The organism is Streptomyces sp. NPDC004610, from assembly GCF_040609715.1.
Taxonomy (GTDB): Bacteria; Actinomycetota; Actinomycetes; order Streptomycetales; family Streptomycetaceae; genus Streptomyces.
Genome location: NZ_JBEXLA010000010.1, coordinates 190554 through 204496 on the forward strand (window position 1 = coordinate 190554; position 13943 = coordinate 204496).

Genomic DNA, 13943 nt, shown 5'->3' on the forward strand with positions numbered 1-13943 from the left:
CCTGACTCTGACCCTCCCCCCATCTCCTCTCCCCGTTCCTCTCCCCGCTCCACTGGCCGGGATCGACCCGGCCCAGGACACTGGACCCGTGCGCACTGTCAGAGCGGCGGCCACTGCCGTCACCGTGGCATTGGCGGCCGGCGCCGCGAGCGTCGCCGCCGGACGGCTCGCCAGCGACGCCGCGCTGAAGGCGCCGCCCGGCCGCCCCCTGCCGACCGAACCCCGGCTCACCGTGCACGCCACCGCGGCCGGCCGGATCACCCTCACCCGGCAACTGGCCTCCCTGCGCCCCGGCACCTACGGCCTCGCCGGTGATGGCACCCACGCCGTCGTCGGCGCCGCCCTCACCGCCGCCGCCCCCAGCGCCGACACCGTCGTCCGCCGTCTGGAACGCGTCACCCACGGCACCCTCACCCCCGGCGACCACGTCTGGCTCACCCCCAACCTCTACGTCGGCGACCCCCGCGGCGCCCTCGGCCTCGACCACACCGACGTCGAGATCCCCGGCGAACTCGGCACCCTCCCCGCCTGGTTCGTCCCCGGCGCCCGCGACACCTGGGTGATCGCCGTGCACGGCCTGGGCACCACCCGGGAACACGCCATGAACCTCATGGGCTTCCTGCACGGCCAGCGCCTCCCCGTCCTCGCCCTCGCCTACCGCGGCGACCTCGGCGCCCCCCGTCCCCCGGACGGCCTGAACCATCTGGGCCAGACCGAGTGGCGCGACCTGGACGCCGCGATCCGCCACGCCGTCGCCCACGGCGCCCGCCAGGTCGTCCTCCTCGGCTGGTCCACCGGCGCCACCATGGCCCTGCGCGCCGCCACCCACTCCCCGGTACGGGACCGGATCGCCGGCCTGATCCTGGACTCCCCGGTGCTCGACTGGCAGACCACCCTCAAGGCGCTGGCCAAGGCCCGCCGCACCCCGGGCGCCCTGCTCCCGCTCGCCGTCCGCGCCGCCCAGGGCCGCACCGGCCTGCACCCCGCCCCCGACCCCACCGCCGCCTCCCCCCTCACCGTCCCCGCGCTGATCCTCCACGGCCCCGGTGACGAGGTGGCCCCCTGGACCCTCTCCCGCCGCTTCGCCGCCCGCCACCCCGCCCTGGTCACCCTCCACGAGGTCCCGGACGCCCCCCACGCCGCCCAGTGGAACCCGTCCCCCGACCCATACGAGGAAGCCCTACGCCGCTTCCTGACCCCGCTGATGTGAGACGGGGGCACCACCCCCCTTCCCCTCCGGAGGCGGCCCGTGCCGTCCGGGGCCACCCATGCCCTCCACCTGCCTGGAAGCCCCCGTCCGGGGGCCACCCGTGCTCTCCGGCTACCTGGAAGTCTCCGTCCGGCGGCCCCCCGTGCTCTCCGGCGGCCTGGAGGCCCCCCTCCGGGCCCCGCCCGTTCCCTCCCGCGTGCCTGGAAGCCTCCGTCCGGGGGCCACCCGTGCTCTCCGGCGTGCTTGGAAGTCTCCGTCCGGCGGCCCCCCGTTCCCTCCGGCGGCCTGGAGGCCCCCCTCCGAGCCCCGCCCGTTCCCTCCCACGTGCCTGGAAGCCGCCGTCCGAGGGCCACCCGTACCCTCCGGCGGCCCGGAAGCCCCCCGTCCGGGCCCCACCCGTGCCCTCCGGAAGCCTGGCCCCCCATTCCCTCCGGAGGCCCGCTGCTCCCGCCGGAGACCCCGTCTTCCTCCTCCCCCCCGGAGACCCGTCCCCCCGGCCCCCCATCCCCCCGGGAGACCCTCCTTCTCCCGGAAACCCCGTCCCCCCCAAAGCCCACAGGTTGCCCTCGGAGCCCCCCGTTCCCCCCAAAACCCACAGGTTCCCATCGGCCGTCCCCATCCCCTCCGGAAGGGCGGGGGACCCGCCCCCTTCTCCCCACCCCCACCGGTTCCGCTTCGCCCCCGTCCCCTGGCCTGATCCGACCCCCAGGCTCCCGTCCCCGGCCCCCGGCACCGCCCCTCCCCGAGGCCCTTCCTGGCATTCCGTTTGGGTTTTCGGACCGTCAACCGGAAGACTGCACCCGTGACGTCCCGTATCCCGCGCGACTCCAGGCTTCGACTCGTCCGCCCGCGACCCCTGGCCGCCGCCCCCCGAGCGATGAACCAGCGGCGCTCGCGCCGCCCCGCGCCCCGGCCGCCGGAGGGCACTCCGGCCCCCTCGGAACTGGCCAGAATGGCACGCTCCCTGCTGGCCGGCGCCGCCCGCGTGGCCCGCTGGGCCGAGACGGCGCCCCTGCCGGGCAAGAACACCGCGCTCACCGGCGTCGGGCCCACCGCCACACCCCCCGCGGCCGCCGCCGGGCCCCTCGCCGCCCCACCCCCCGCGACCGCCGCCGGGCCCCTCGCCGCCCCACCCGCGGGCGACCGCCCGATCAGTGCCGTGGGGAACGGGGCCAAGGCGCCCGCCCCGACCGCCGACGCCCCGACCGCGCCCGGCCCGACCCCTCCCCGCTCGACCGTGCCCGGGTCGACCACGGAGGAACCGGCCGCGAACGCCCCCACGGCGGACGGAGCGACCGCGAGCACCCCGGACACGAACACCCCGACCGCGCCCGCCCCGGAGGCCAACGCCCCGACGGCCACCGCACAGCCCACCGTTGGCCCAACCCCGGCCCCGGCCTCGACCCCGACCCCACCCCCGGCCTCACCCCCCTCCCCGGACCGCCCCGCCGACGGCAGAGCCACCATGTCCGCCCCCACCGCCGAACAGGCCGCCGCCGAACTGGGCCTGACCCCCGCTCAGGTCCGCGCCGACTGGGACACCGCCCGCCTCGCCGGTCTGGTCGAGGTGCACGGCGGGGTCGCCCGCCCCGGCTGGCGGCTCCGCGCCTGGCACCGGGACGACAGCGCCGTACTGCGCGGCTGGGTCGCCCTGTTCGACGCCTGGTCGCTCGCCCACCCCGAGCCCGACGGCCATGAGCCCGCCGCGGTCGCCGAGGTCGTCTCGGCCATGCCCCAGGTGCTCTCCTTCCTCCAGCTCTCCGCCGGTCCCGTACCCGTCGCCCAACTCCTGGACCTGCTCCAGCAGCGGGTCGGCGAACTGCGCACCGAACGCTGCGAGATCCCCTACGGCCCCCGGCCCGAGCCCGTGCCGCCCGTCGCCGCCGACGACACCGCGCTCGCCCCGCTCCTGGACTGGGCCCTGCACGCCCTCGCCTCCGTCGGCGCCCTCACCTACGGCGATGCCCAGGCCACCCTCACCCCGCTCGGCAGCTGGGCGGTCTGGGTCAAGCTGGAGCAGATCTGCGTGGCCGCGCAGAGCCCCGCCGGGAACATCGAGGCCGCCGCCGAGGACATGCTGCGCGGCTGCTCCCAGCTCCGCCCGAACGCCGCCCGCGCCGAGTACCGCGCCTGGCTCGCCGCCCGCCCCGTCGGCAGCGCCGTCACCGAACTCCTGGACGCCGCCCGGGGCGAGGACGCCCTGCTGCGCAGCCTCGCCTTCGAGGCGCTGCGGGTCGTCGGCGCCCCCGCCGAGCCCGGGGTGCGCGCGGTGGCCGAGGAGCCGACCCTGCGCCCCTACGCCCTGCTCTGGCTCGCCGAGCACGACGGCGCCGACCCCGAGGACGCCCATGAGGTACTGACCCGCGAGGAGGCCACCTGGCTGTGGGTCGACACCGCCGCCGCCGTCGCCGACCACGGCGAGGCCCCGCTGCTGGTACGGCATCTGGAGTCCGCCGTGCAGCCGACCGTGCCCGCGCTGCTGGACGAGGTGCGGGCCGTCGGCCATCCGCGCACCGTGCAGGTCCTGGTCGCGCTGGCCGCCGCCCACCCCGACCCGGCACTGGCCAAGGCCGTCCGCCGGGCGGCCTTCCAGGTGCACACCGGAGGCCGCTGACCCCGCCCGCGACCCCGCCGGGGACGAGAGCCGGGAAGGGGGTCGGGGAACAGGGTCGGCCAGGGTCAGCCGGATATCGCCGGTGCGTAGCTGCCGAAACTCCAGAGATTGCCCTCGACGTCCCGGGCCAGATAGTCCCGGGAGCCGTAGTCCTGGTCGGTCGGGGGCATCAGGATCTCCACGCCGTGGTCCTCGGCCCACTGGTGGTGGGCGTCGACATCGTCCACCACGACGTACACCCCGACCGCGCCCGCGTCCTTCATCGCCGTGTCGAACACCCCGCCGCGGCCCTTCGAGCCGATCATCACCGCGCCGTTGCCCTGCACCAGCTCGGCGTGCGTCACCACGCCGTCCTCGCCCTCGTACAGCGCCAGTTCCGTGAAACCGAGGGCCTCGGTGAGCTGCCGGACCGCCGCCTTCGCGTCCGCGTACAGCAATGTCGGATAGATGCTGGGCCGCCCGCCGCTCGTGCCTGCCATGCCGATCACTCCTTAGTGAAGCCCTGCCCGGCCACCCCGGACCCGCCCGGTCCCGCCGGGTCCGACGTGAATTCAGTCTCGCACCCACCACTGACAACGGCCCCCGAGACCGGCCACGACCCCTCGCGCCCACCTCACCGGAAGGTGTTGCACCGCGCCATGTCGCCGGTCCGGTACCCCTCGTGGAACCAGTCCTGCCGCTGCCGCGCGGACCCGTGCGTCCAGTTCTCCGGCGTCACCCGCCCCTGGTAGCGCTGCTGGACGCGGTCGTCGCCGACCGCCGCCGCCGCGTCCAGCCCGTCCCGGATGTCGGCGTCCGTGAGGCTGGTGATCAGTGGCCGCCCGGTCGACTCGTCGGGTGTCGTCGTCGCGTGGTGCGCCCACACCCCGGCGTAGCAGTCGGCCTGGAGCTCCACCTTCACCGCGTTGCTGTCCGCGCCGGTCCGCCCGTCCTGCGCCCGGCTCAGCGTGCCCAGCAGATCCTGGACATGATGCCCGTACTCGTGCGCCACCACATACGCCTGTGCGAACGGTCCGCCCGACGAACCGAACGTCGTGCGCAGCTCGTCGAAGAAGCCGAGGTCGAGATAGACCTTCTGGTCGGCGGGGCAGTAGAACGGCCCGACCGCCGAGGTCGCCGTGCCGCACCCGGTGGCGACCCGCCCGGAGAAGAACACCGTGGGGGAGCGGGTGTACCGGCCGCCGCGCCGCTCGAACTCCCCGGCCCAGAAGTCCTGGACGCTGTTGACGACCGCCACGATCCGGCAGTCCTCCTTGGTGTTGGCGTCCTGCCCGGTCCGGCAGGTCTGCTGCACCTGCGCCAGCGTCGACGAGGTCGCCGCCGGCGAGGAGTCCCCCGAGGACAGTCCGAGTTGCTCGGGACCGACCCCGAAGAACAGCCCCAGCAGCAGCGCGACCAGCCCCGCGACACCGCCGCCGATGGTCGCCCGCCCGCCCGGGACCCGGCTGCCGCGCCGGTCCTGCACCTCGGAGGTGTCCAGACGCGCGTCGTCGTCGAACTGCATGCCGGCACCCTCCGCCTACGCCGTCCCCCTGCGGCCATCCTGACCCGCCCCCGCGCCCCGGGCCCGAGCGAAGGGCCGAACGGGCGACGCCCCGCCCGCCCCCGGCCGTGTCCCGCCCCGCCGTCCATCCGCGCGGCTACGCTCTGCGCCTGATCCGCGGCCGACCGGACCCCTGTGTCACCCCCAGGCCGGACCCCCGAGAAGGGCACGCGCGTGGCCGTACGACAGTCCGGGCCCCCGGGACGCCGTCCCCGGCCCGTGACCGCCCGTCGCCTGCTCCCCGCTGCCCTGGCCGTCCTCCTCGCCGCCCCCCTGTTCGCCGCGGCCCACCACGCCCGACCCCTCCCCTACGGCGACCGGCTCACCGTCCACGCGCGCGGGCAGGTGCTCCCGGTGCGCGCCGCGGCGATCCGCGAGTCCGCGGTGGAGGCGTACGACCCGCGGACCGGCGCCGTGCGCTGGCGCCACGCGCGCGTGGGCAGCCGTCCGCTGGAGGTGCTCCCCGCGCGCGGGGAGGCGATCACGCTCTGGGACGACGGACTGGTCACCGCCACCGCCACGGACGGCCGTTCGGTCCGCTGGCACCGCGCGCTGCCCGCCGCCGGCGACTGGCTCCCCGAGTACGGCGGGACGGGCGTGCTGCGCGAACTGCCGCACGGGATGCTCGGGGTGATCACCCCCGACCGGATCGCCGCCTACCGCCTCACCGACGGGGATCTGCGCTGGGTGCTGCCGGCCGGCAAGGGGTGCTCGTTCGATCCCCGGCGTGCCGTTGGTCACGCGGGCGCGCTGCTGGTCGCCCAGCCGTGCGCGCGGGACGCCTGGACCGCGCAGCTCATCGCGGTGGACGACCTCGGCCGGATCGTCCCGGGCCGCACCCCGCTGGGCAATCGGGCACCGGAGCGGACGCCCGGACCCGTCAAGTCGGAAAAACTGGTTGCACGGTCCCGTTAGACTGGCCCCATGGCCATTCTCCTCGCGCACTAGTCGGCGGGTGCGTCCGCTAGATCCCGTCCGTCCGCCACCCATCCGCCCTGGAGTCTGTCCGTGATCTCCGCTTCCGGTATCGAGCTGCGCGCCGGTGCCCGCATTCTCATCGAGAACGCCTCCTTCCGGGTCGCCAAGGGCGACCGCATCGGTCTCGTCGGGCGCAACGGCGCCGGGAAGACCACCCTCACCAAGGTCCTGGCCGGCGAGGGCATGCCCGCCGGGGGCACGGTCACCCGCTCCGGCGAGGTCGGCTACCTCCCCCAGGACCCGCGCACGGGCGATCTGGACATGCTCGCCCGCGACCGCGTCCTCTCCGCGCGCGGCCTGGACGTACTGATCCGCAAGATGCGCGACAACGAACAGCGCATCGCGGGCGGCCAGGGCGCCACCCGCGAGAAGGCCCTGCGGCAGTACGAGCGCCAGGAGACCGAGTTCCTCACCAAGGGCGGGTACGCGGCCGAGGCGGAGGCCGCCACCATCGCCGCCGCGCTGAACCTCCCCGACCGGGTGCTCGGCCAGCCCCTGCACACCCTCTCCGGCGGTCAGCGGCGCCGTATCGAGCTGGCCCGGATCCTGTTCTCGGACGCCGACACGCTGCTCCTGGACGAGCCGACGAACCACCTGGACGCCGACTCGATCGTCTGGCTGCGCGACTATCTGCGGACCTACCGGGGCGGCTTCATCGTGATCTCGCACGATGTCGACCTGGTCGAGACGGTCGTCAACAAGGTGTTCTACCTGGACGCCAACCGCTCGGCCATCGACATCTACAACATGGGCTGGCGGCTCTACCAGCAGCAGCGCGAGGCCGACGAGAAGCGCCGCAGGCGCGAGCGGCAGAACGCCGAGAAGAAGGCCGCCGCGCTCAACGCGCAGGCCGACAAGATGCGCGCCAAGGCCACCAAGACCGTCGCCGCGCAGAACATGGCCCGCCGCGCCGAGAAGCTCCTGGCCGGTCTGGACGACGTCCGCCAGTCCGACAAGGTCGCCAAGCTCCGCTTCCCCGAGCCGTCCCCGTGCGGCCGGACGCCGCTGATGGCGGAGGGCCTGTCGAAGTCGTACGGCTCGCTGGAGATCTTCACCGATGTCGACCTGGCCATCGACAGGGGCTCCCGGGTCGTGATCCTCGGCCTCAACGGCGCGGGCAAGACCACCCTGCTGCGGCTTCTCGCGGGCGTCGAGCAGCCGGACACGGGCGGGGTCGTCCCCGGCCACGGCCTCAAGCTCGGCTACTACGCGCAGGAGCACGAGACCCTCGACGCGGACCGCACGGTGCTGGAGAACATGCGCTCGGCCGCCCCGGACATGGATCTGGTCGAGGTCCGCAAGGTGCTCGGCTCGTTCCTGTTCTCCGGCGACGACGTCGACAAGCCCGCGCGGGTGCTCTCCGGCGGCGAGAAGACCCGTCTCGCCCTCGCCACCCTGGTGGTGTCCTCGGCGAACGTCCTGCTGCTCGACGAGCCCACCAACAACCTCGACCCGGCCAGCCGCGAGGAGATCCTCGGCGCGCTGCGCACCTACAAGGGCGCGGTCGTCCTGGTCACCCACGACGAGGGCGCCGTCGAGGCGCTCCAGCCGGAGCGGATCATCCTGCTGCCGGACGGCGTCGAGGACCTGTGGGGCGCCGACTACGCGGATCTCGTCGCCCTGGCTTGATCGAATGGATGATCCACAGGGTATGGATCATTCGGCCCATCGGTGATCCACCATCTGTGTGAGATCTCCTCGTACCGGGGTGTGTCCTACATCCACTTCACGGCGGAGCCCCGTGCCTACCGGGGCTCCGCCGTTGTGCACTGCTGACCTGGACCTTCATCGCAGAACCCGATCAAGGGCGAGGACCGCACCTCTCGGAATCGACGATTCCGGTTGTGGGGATGTGCTCCTGTCGTCACCACGCTGTCGCACGGACCTTGCCGAATGGGTGGCCATGAAGCCCCGGAGGGGTGATCATGAGGGGACCAGAGCGCACTTCCCATGAGGAGGCACGGGTGGCCGAGACTCTGAAGAAGGGCAGCCGGGTAACCGGCGCCGCGCGCGACAAGCTCGCGGCAGACCTGAAGAAGAAGTACGACGCCGGTGCGAGCATCCGGGCGTTGGCCGAGGAGACCGGCCGCTCGTATGGCTTTGTGCACCGGATGCTGAGCGAGTCGGGCGTCACGCTCCGTGGGCGTGGCGGGGCTACACGGGGCAAGAAGGCCCCGTAGGCCCGGACCCGGGCGGTCCATCGGCTCCGATGGCGGACACCCGGTCGGTCGGGCGATCGGCCGGGTGGTTACTGTGCAGTCACTTACGAGTGCCCCGGTACGGCACTCCCGCTGACCGCACCCCTCGGAGGCGCCCCATGGCTTCGCCCGACCCGGCCGCCGATCCGGTGACCGCACCGGCCACCGACCCGGTTCAGGACACGATCGATCCGGTTCACGGCTCCACCGATCCGGTTCACGACACGATCGATCCGGCCCACGACACCAGGGGCCGGATCCGTGACGACAGCGCTCCGGTTGGTGACGACACCGGTCCGGTCCGTAGCGACCACGGCCCGGTTCGTGACGACAACAACGGCCCGGTTCTCGATCAGGACGGCGTACGGCTCACCGTGGACGGCCCGATCGCCACGGTGACGCTCACCAACCCGGCCAAGCGCAATGCGCAGAGCCCCGCTCTGTGGCGCGCGCTGACCGAGGCCGGGCGGGCGCTGCCGGGCACCGTCCGTGTGGTCGTGCTGCGCGCCGAGGGCAAGTCCTTCTCGGCCGGGCTCGACCGGCAGGCGTTCACGCCCGAGGGCTTCGACGGCGAGCCGTCGTTCCCCGACCTCGCGCGCGGCACCGACGCCGAACTGGACGCCGCCATCGCCGCGTACCAGGACGCGTTCACCTGGTGGCGGCGCAGCGACCTGATCTCCGTCGCCGCCGTCCAGGGACACGCCATCGGCGCGGGCTTCCAGCTCGCCCTCGCCTGTGATCTGCGCGTGGTCGCGGACGATGTGCAGTTCGCCATGCGCGAGACCGGCCTCGGCCTGGTCCCCGACCTCACCGGCACCCACCCCCTGGTCGGCCTCGTCGGCTACGCGCGTGCCCTGGAGATCTGCGTGACCGGGCGCTTCGTCCAGGCCCCCGAGGCCGAACGGACCGGCCTCGCCAACCTCGCCGTCCCCGCCGACCAGCTCGAAGCCGCCGTCCAGGACCTCACGGCCGCCCTGCTGGCCGCCCCCCGCGACGCCGTCATCGAGACCAAGGCCCTCCTCCAGGGCGCCCAGCACCGCTCGTACGAGGACCAGCGCACCGCCGAACGCCAGGCCCAGGCCCGTCGGCTGCGGGACCTGGCGGGGCTGGGGGAGTAGGCCCGGCGTCCCCGGCCACCTCTTCAGCCGACGGCGGTCACCAGCACCGCCACCGACGGACGCCCCGGTACCGCCCGCCCCACCGCCGTACGCACCTTCCGGGCCACCTCCACGGTCCGGTGCGCCGTGTCGACGGCGATCTCCACCCGGACATGGGGACGGATGGCGGCCGTGGCGCCGATGTTCGTTCGATCAGCTCGATCAGATTGATCAGGTCGATCAGGTCGATCAGCGGTGGTGCGATCGATCCGGACCGCACGGCCGAGGCCGCCGCCGGGCCTTCCGGTCAGCCGGGTGACGCCCGGGACGGCCAGCGCGGCGGTCGCGGCCCGCTCCTCGTCGGTGGTCTCCGTACCGGGGGACGGCGGCTCCTCCCGTCCTTCGCCCACGGCCCGTGACCCCGACGGCGGTACGGAGGGCGACACGTCCGGGCCGCCGCTGCCCTCTCCGGGCTCCTCGTCGTGCAGGAGCCCCGTCACCCGGAGATCCACCTCGGAGACCGTCAGCCCGAGCTGTCGCGCCGCCGCCTCGCCCAGGGCGCCGCGCAGCCGGGCGGCGATCGTCGGCAGTGGCTCGGCCGCCGTGGCCGGGAGGCCGGCGACGGCGGAGAAATCGGCCGTCACCCGCAGCGGGCCCGGCGGCAACGCGCTCGGCGGGGGCGGTACGACCGGCTGGGCGCTGCCCGGTCCGGCCGGGGCGATCCGCAGCGCGCCGAGCCGTACACCCGGTACCTCCCGCACCGCCCGCCGCAACACGCCCGCCGCCGCGTCCTCCGTGATCCAGGCGCCGTCCCGCGCGCCGCCCAGCGGCAGCAGCCTGCCGAGCCCCACTTGCTGTCGTACCACCCGCGCCCACTGCTCCGTCATTGCTCCAGCCTGCCGCATTCCCGGCGCGCAACCCCGCAACGCCGCTTACGGTGGTCGAAGGGACGACGATCGAACGATCGGAACGATCGAAAGGGATGTACGGCGATGACGGACACGACGGACCGGAACCGGACGCAGGGTGCCGACAGCGACACCGACACGCCCGTACAGACACGCAAGACCACCCGGCGCGGCGGCGGGGACCCGGCGACCCGAGGGCGGACCACCATCGCCGACGGGGTCGTGGAGAAGATCGCCGGACTCGCCGCGCGGGACGTCCTCGGTGTGCACGCCATGGGCAGCGGTCTGAGCCGCACCTTCGGCGCCGTGCGTGACCGGGTGCCCGGTGGCTCGAAATCGGTCACCCGCGGGGTCAAGGCCGAGGTGGGCGAGGTACAGACCGCCCTGGACCTGGAGATCGTGGTCGACTACGGCGTGTCGATCTCCGATGTGGCCCGGGATGTGCGAGAGAACGTGGTGGCCGCGGTCGAGCGGATGACCGGCCTGGAAGTGGTCGAGGTGAACATCGCGGTCAGTGATGTGAAGCTGCCCGACGAGGAGGACGAGGAGCCGGAGCCCCGGATCCAGTGACCCGCCGGGAACCGGACAACCGCACCGCTGAGGGGAGCACAGGATGAGCATGGCCGTGGTCGGAATGATCGCGGGGATGGCGCTGGGGTTCGCCGGGTACTTCGGCGGCTTCGGAGCCTTTCTGCTGGTGGCGGCCTTGGGCGCCATCGGCTTCGTGGCCGGCCGGTTCCTGGAGGGCGACCTGGAGCTGGGCGACTTCTTCCGTACGCGTGACAACCGCCGGCGGTGACATCGGTGACCGGTGGGACCGGGACCGGGCGGTCGGGCGGCACCGGGGCGGGCGCACCGCCCCATGACCCCGACAACCCCGCTCCCTATGACCCGGATGGCGCCCAGGGGGCCCGTGGGAATCACGGCTCCCGTGACGGCGGCGGGCCCGGCGCGCCGGACGGGGACCCGGTCGTTCCTGCCGGGGAGCGCGGGGCCACCCGGATCGCCGACCGGGTCGTCGCGAAGGTCGCCGCGCAGGCGGCGCGCGAGGCGGTCGGCCCGCTGCCCGAGGACGCGGTGCCCCCGCACGCCACCGTCGTGATCCGGCCGCAGGCCCAGGGCCCGGGACAGGCGCCCGCGGAGGCCGCCCACATCCGTCTGTACCTCGAACTGGGCTACCCCGTCGACATCGGCGCCCGCTGCCGCGCGGTGCGTCGCCATGTCGCCGAGCGGGTAGGCGCGTTGGTGGGCATGGAGGTCCCGGAGGTCGCCGTCGAGGTGGAGCGGCTGCATCCGCCGACGGGACGCGGCGCACAGGGGAGGACGCGATGAGCGAGTCCCAGGAGCCCGAGAGCACCACCCGGCGGCTGCCGGTCCTGGACAAGGACACCGGTCCCGGCGACAACGGCGCTCCCGCGCGCGGGCACGGGCTGGACCAGTCCTCCTCGGCCGCCGCCTACGACCCGCCCCCCGTGCTCGACGGCACCGGCGACAGCGGCGACCAGCGCCGCTTCTGGTCCGCGCGGCGTGTCCCCGCCGCGATCGTCGCCCTGCTCCTCCTCGGCCTCGCCGGGCTCTTCCTCTACGACATCGCCGCCGTCCGCGCCGGACGCCCCGCCATGAGCTGGCGGCGCGACCTGGCCCGGCAACTCGCCGAACGCCCCCTGGACGACACCTGGGTGCTCACCGGGGCGGGCATCGCCGCCGCGCTGGGCCTGTGGCTGATCGTGCTCGCCCTGACACCCGGCCTGCGCGCGGTGCTCCCCATGCGCCGCGTCCACCCCGACGTCCGCGCGGGCCTGCGCCGCGACGCCGCCGCGCTCGCCCTGCGCGACCGCGCCATGGAGGTGTCCGGCGTGCAGTCCGTACGGGTCCGGATGCGCCGCAGACGCGCCGATGTCCGCGCGGTGTCCCATTTCCGCCCGCTGGACGACGTACGGACCGATCTCGACAGGGTGCTCGCCGACGCGATCCAGGGGCTCGGCCTGTCCCGGCCGCCCTCGCTCGCCGTCCATGTCCGCCGTCCCGGCCGGAAGGGGTGACCGCGGTGCTCAGAACCGTCAACCGGATCCTGCTCGGCCTCCTCGGCCTCGTACTGCTGGTGTTCGGCGGCTCCGTCCTCGCCATCGGCCTCGGGGTGAAACCCCCGTCCTGGTGGATCTACGACGGTCCCGACGACGTCCTGCTCAGCGACGCCCGGCGCACCCGCTGGCGGGCGGACGACTGGTGGTGGCCGGTCGTCATCGCCGTCCTGGCCGTGCTGGTGCTGCTGGCCCTGTGGTGGCTCACCGCGCTCCTGCGCCGCCGCCGGCTCGGCGAGGTGCTGGTCGACACCGGCGACGGCGAGGGCGCCCTGCTGCGGGGCCGCGCGCTGGAACAGGCGCTCGCCTCCGAGGCCGCCGACCTCGACGGCGTGGACACCGCCCACGTCCACCTCAAGGGCCGCCGAACGGCCCCGCAGGCCCGCGTAAGGCTGCTGCTGGAGCCCCATGTGGATCCCGGCACGGCGCTGCACCAGCTGTCGGCCGGGGCACTGGCCCACGCGCGCGACTCGGCGGGCCTGGCCGCCCTTCCGGCGGAGGTCCGCCTCAACGCGGTCAAGCACCGCGCGGAACGGGTGAATTGACGCGCCGCCCGGATCAGAACCCGTGCAGCGCGCCCCCGTCGACACTGAGCATCACGCCGGTCACATAGGACGCGGCGGGGGACAGCAGAAACGCTCCGGCGCGACCGAACTCCTGTGCTGTCCCGTATCGCCGCAGGGGGATCCGCGCCTCGTGCGCCGTGCGGGTCGCCACCGGGTCGGCGGACAGCCCGTCCAGCTCGCGCACCCGGTCGGTGTCGATCCGCCCCGGCACCAGCCCGACCACCCGGACACCGCGCGGCCCGAGTTCGTCGGCCAGCCCCTTGGCGAACCCGGCCAGCCCCGGCCGCAGCCCGTTGGAAACGGTCAGCCCCGGGATCGGTTCATACACCGACGACGACAGAACGAACCCGATCACGCCCCCCTCCGTCAGCTCGCCGGCCGCCGCGCGGGCCAGCCGCACCGCACCCAGGAACACCGAGTCGAACGCCGCCCGCCACTGCTCGTCGGTGGTGTCCGCCACGAACCCCGCGGGCGGCCCGCCGACGCTGACCAGAACCCCGTCCAGACCGCCGAACCGCTCCCGCGCGGTGGCGATCAGCCGCTCCGCCGCGCCCGGGTCGGCGTTGTCGGCGGCGACCCCGGCCGCGTTCGGCCCCAGCGCGCGTGCCGCCTCGGCCACGGTCCGCTCGTCGCGGCCCGTCACGACCACCTTCGCGCCGTCCGCGACCAGCTCGCGCGCCACCGCGTTGCCCAGCCCGCGCGTCGCCCCGGTGACGATGTACACCCGGTCCTTCAGTCCAAGATCCAT

Annotated in this window: 15 protein-coding genes; 11 read left to right on the forward strand and 4 right to left on the reverse strand. The window is 74.5% G+C overall.

The genetic code is table 11. The annotated features are described in order from the left end of the window. Positions 1-88: 88 nt before the first annotated feature. Entirely contained in the window at positions 89-1210 is a 1122-nt protein-coding gene (locus ABZX40_RS13970; protein ID WP_355735156.1) for an alpha/beta hydrolase, read from the forward strand. A 952-nt stretch (positions 1211-2162) separates the two neighbouring features. Beyond that, positions 2163-3824, forward strand: a complete 1662-nt coding sequence (locus ABZX40_RS13975; RefSeq protein WP_355735159.1) for a hypothetical protein — start codon at positions 2163-2165, stop codon at positions 3822-3824. Positions 3825-3889: 65 nt separating this feature from the next. Here ABZX40_RS13975 and ABZX40_RS13980 read toward each other — a convergent pair whose 3' ends face one another. Together ABZX40_RS13980 and ABZX40_RS13985 are read right to left on the reverse strand one after the other, a co-directional pair. Next, on the reverse strand, positions 3890-4303 hold the full coding sequence (locus ABZX40_RS13980) for a VOC family protein (RefSeq protein ID WP_355735162.1): 414 nt from the start codon (positions 4301-4303) through the stop codon (positions 3890-3892). Positions 4304-4437: 134 nt separating this feature from the next. After that, positions 4438-5328: a neutral zinc metallopeptidase gene (locus ABZX40_RS13985; RefSeq protein WP_355735165.1), complete on the reverse strand. Its 891-nt coding sequence runs from the start codon at positions 5326-5328 to the stop codon at positions 4438-4440. A gap of 258 nt (positions 5329-5586) precedes the next feature. Here ABZX40_RS13985 and ABZX40_RS13990 point away from each other — a divergent pair, with 258 nt between their 5' ends. From ABZX40_RS13990 to ABZX40_RS14005, 4 genes are all read left to right on the forward strand, one after another. Then, positions 5587-6282, forward strand: coding sequence for a hypothetical protein (locus tag ABZX40_RS13990; protein WP_355735168.1), 696 nt, complete (start codon positions 5587-5589; stop codon positions 6280-6282). A gap of 93 nt (positions 6283-6375) precedes the next feature. Further along, a complete protein-coding gene (locus tag ABZX40_RS13995; protein WP_355735171.1) occupies positions 6376-7974 on the forward strand; it encodes an ABC-F family ATP-binding cassette domain-containing protein in 1599 nt (532 codons plus the stop codon). A 335-nt stretch (positions 7975-8309) separates the two neighbouring features. Beyond that, positions 8310-8525: a helix-turn-helix domain-containing protein gene (locus ABZX40_RS14000; protein WP_355735174.1), complete on the forward strand. Its 216-nt coding sequence runs from the start codon at positions 8310-8312 to the stop codon at positions 8523-8525. Between the two features lie 392 nt (positions 8526-8917). Further along, the gene (locus tag ABZX40_RS14005; protein WP_355735340.1) at positions 8918-9661 is read left to right on the forward strand and encodes an enoyl-CoA hydratase/isomerase family protein; all 744 of its coding nucleotides are present in this window, start codon (positions 8918-8920) and stop codon (positions 9659-9661) included. Positions 9662-9684: 23 nt separating this feature from the next. Here the strand turns inward: ABZX40_RS14005 and ABZX40_RS14010 are convergent, their stop codons facing one another. Then, a complete protein-coding gene (locus ABZX40_RS14010) occupies positions 9685-10527 on the reverse strand; it encodes a nucleopolyhedrovirus P10 family protein (RefSeq protein ID WP_355735177.1) in 843 nt (280 codons plus the stop codon). Between the two features lie 105 nt (positions 10528-10632). Between ABZX40_RS14010 and ABZX40_RS14015 the strand changes: the two genes are divergently transcribed. From ABZX40_RS14015 to amaP, 5 genes are read left to right on the forward strand one after another with little or no spacing between them, the layout of a single operon-like run. Then, positions 10633-11118 (forward strand): Asp23/Gls24 family envelope stress response protein, encoded by a 486-nt coding sequence (locus tag ABZX40_RS14015; protein ID WP_355735179.1) that lies wholly within the window; start codon positions 10633-10635, stop codon positions 11116-11118. Between the two features lie 43 nt (positions 11119-11161). After that, complete coding sequence (locus ABZX40_RS14020) at positions 11162-11347, forward strand: hypothetical protein (protein ID WP_355735182.1); 186 nt, start codon at positions 11162-11164, stop codon at positions 11345-11347. A 5-nt stretch (positions 11348-11352) separates the two neighbouring features. Further along, positions 11353-11880, forward strand: a complete 528-nt coding sequence (locus tag ABZX40_RS14025; protein WP_355735184.1) for an Asp23/Gls24 family envelope stress response protein — start codon at positions 11353-11355, stop codon at positions 11878-11880. Next, positions 11877-12590: a DUF6286 domain-containing protein gene (locus tag ABZX40_RS14030; protein ID WP_355735187.1), complete on the forward strand. Its 714-nt coding sequence runs from the start codon at positions 11877-11879 to the stop codon at positions 12588-12590. The genes ABZX40_RS14025 and ABZX40_RS14030 overlap by 4 nt, the downstream gene beginning before the upstream one ends. Continuing rightward, positions 12587-13174 carry an alkaline shock response membrane anchor protein AmaP gene (gene amaP / locus ABZX40_RS14035; RefSeq protein WP_355735190.1) on the forward strand — a complete coding sequence of 196 codons (588 nt, stop codon included), beginning with the start codon at positions 12587-12589 and terminating at the stop codon, positions 13172-13174. Before ABZX40_RS14030 ends, amaP begins: the two co-directional genes overlap by 4 nt. 13 nt (positions 13175-13187) lie before the next feature. Here amaP and ABZX40_RS14040 read toward each other — a convergent pair whose 3' ends face one another. Continuing rightward, on the reverse strand, positions 13188-13943 hold the full coding sequence (locus tag ABZX40_RS14040) for an SDR family oxidoreductase (protein WP_355735193.1): 756 nt from the start codon (positions 13941-13943) through the stop codon (positions 13188-13190).

What these genes read in the sequence shown, in the direction of transcription:
- ABZX40_RS13975 (WP_355735159.1), top strand. Translation starts at nt 2,163, where the DNA reads ATGGCACGCTCCCTGCTGGCCGGCGCCGCCCGCGTGGCCCGCTGGGCC.
- ABZX40_RS13980 (WP_355735162.1), bottom strand. Translation starts at nt 4,303, where the DNA reads ATGGCAGGCACGAGCGGCGGGCGGCCCAGCATCTATCCGACATTGCTG.
- ABZX40_RS13985 (WP_355735165.1), bottom strand. Translation starts at nt 5,328, where the DNA reads ATGCAGTTCGACGACGACGCGCGTCTGGACACCTCCGAGGTGCAGGAC.
- ABZX40_RS14010 (WP_355735177.1), bottom strand. Translation starts at nt 10,527, where the DNA reads ATGACGGAGCAGTGGGCGCGGGTGGTACGACAGCAAGTGGGGCTCGGC.
- ABZX40_RS14015 (WP_355735179.1), top strand. Translation starts at nt 10,633, where the DNA reads ATGACGGACACGACGGACCGGAACCGGACGCAGGGTGCCGACAGCGAC.
- ABZX40_RS14020 (WP_355735182.1), top strand. Translation starts at nt 11,162, where the DNA reads ATGAGCATGGCCGTGGTCGGAATGATCGCGGGGATGGCGCTGGGGTTC.
- ABZX40_RS14030 (WP_355735187.1), top strand. Translation starts at nt 11,877, where the DNA reads ATGAGCGAGTCCCAGGAGCCCGAGAGCACCACCCGGCGGCTGCCGGTC.
- ABZX40_RS14040 (WP_355735193.1), bottom strand. Translation starts at nt 13,943, where the DNA reads ATGGATCTTGGACTGAAGGACCGGGTGTACATCGTCACCGGGGCGACG.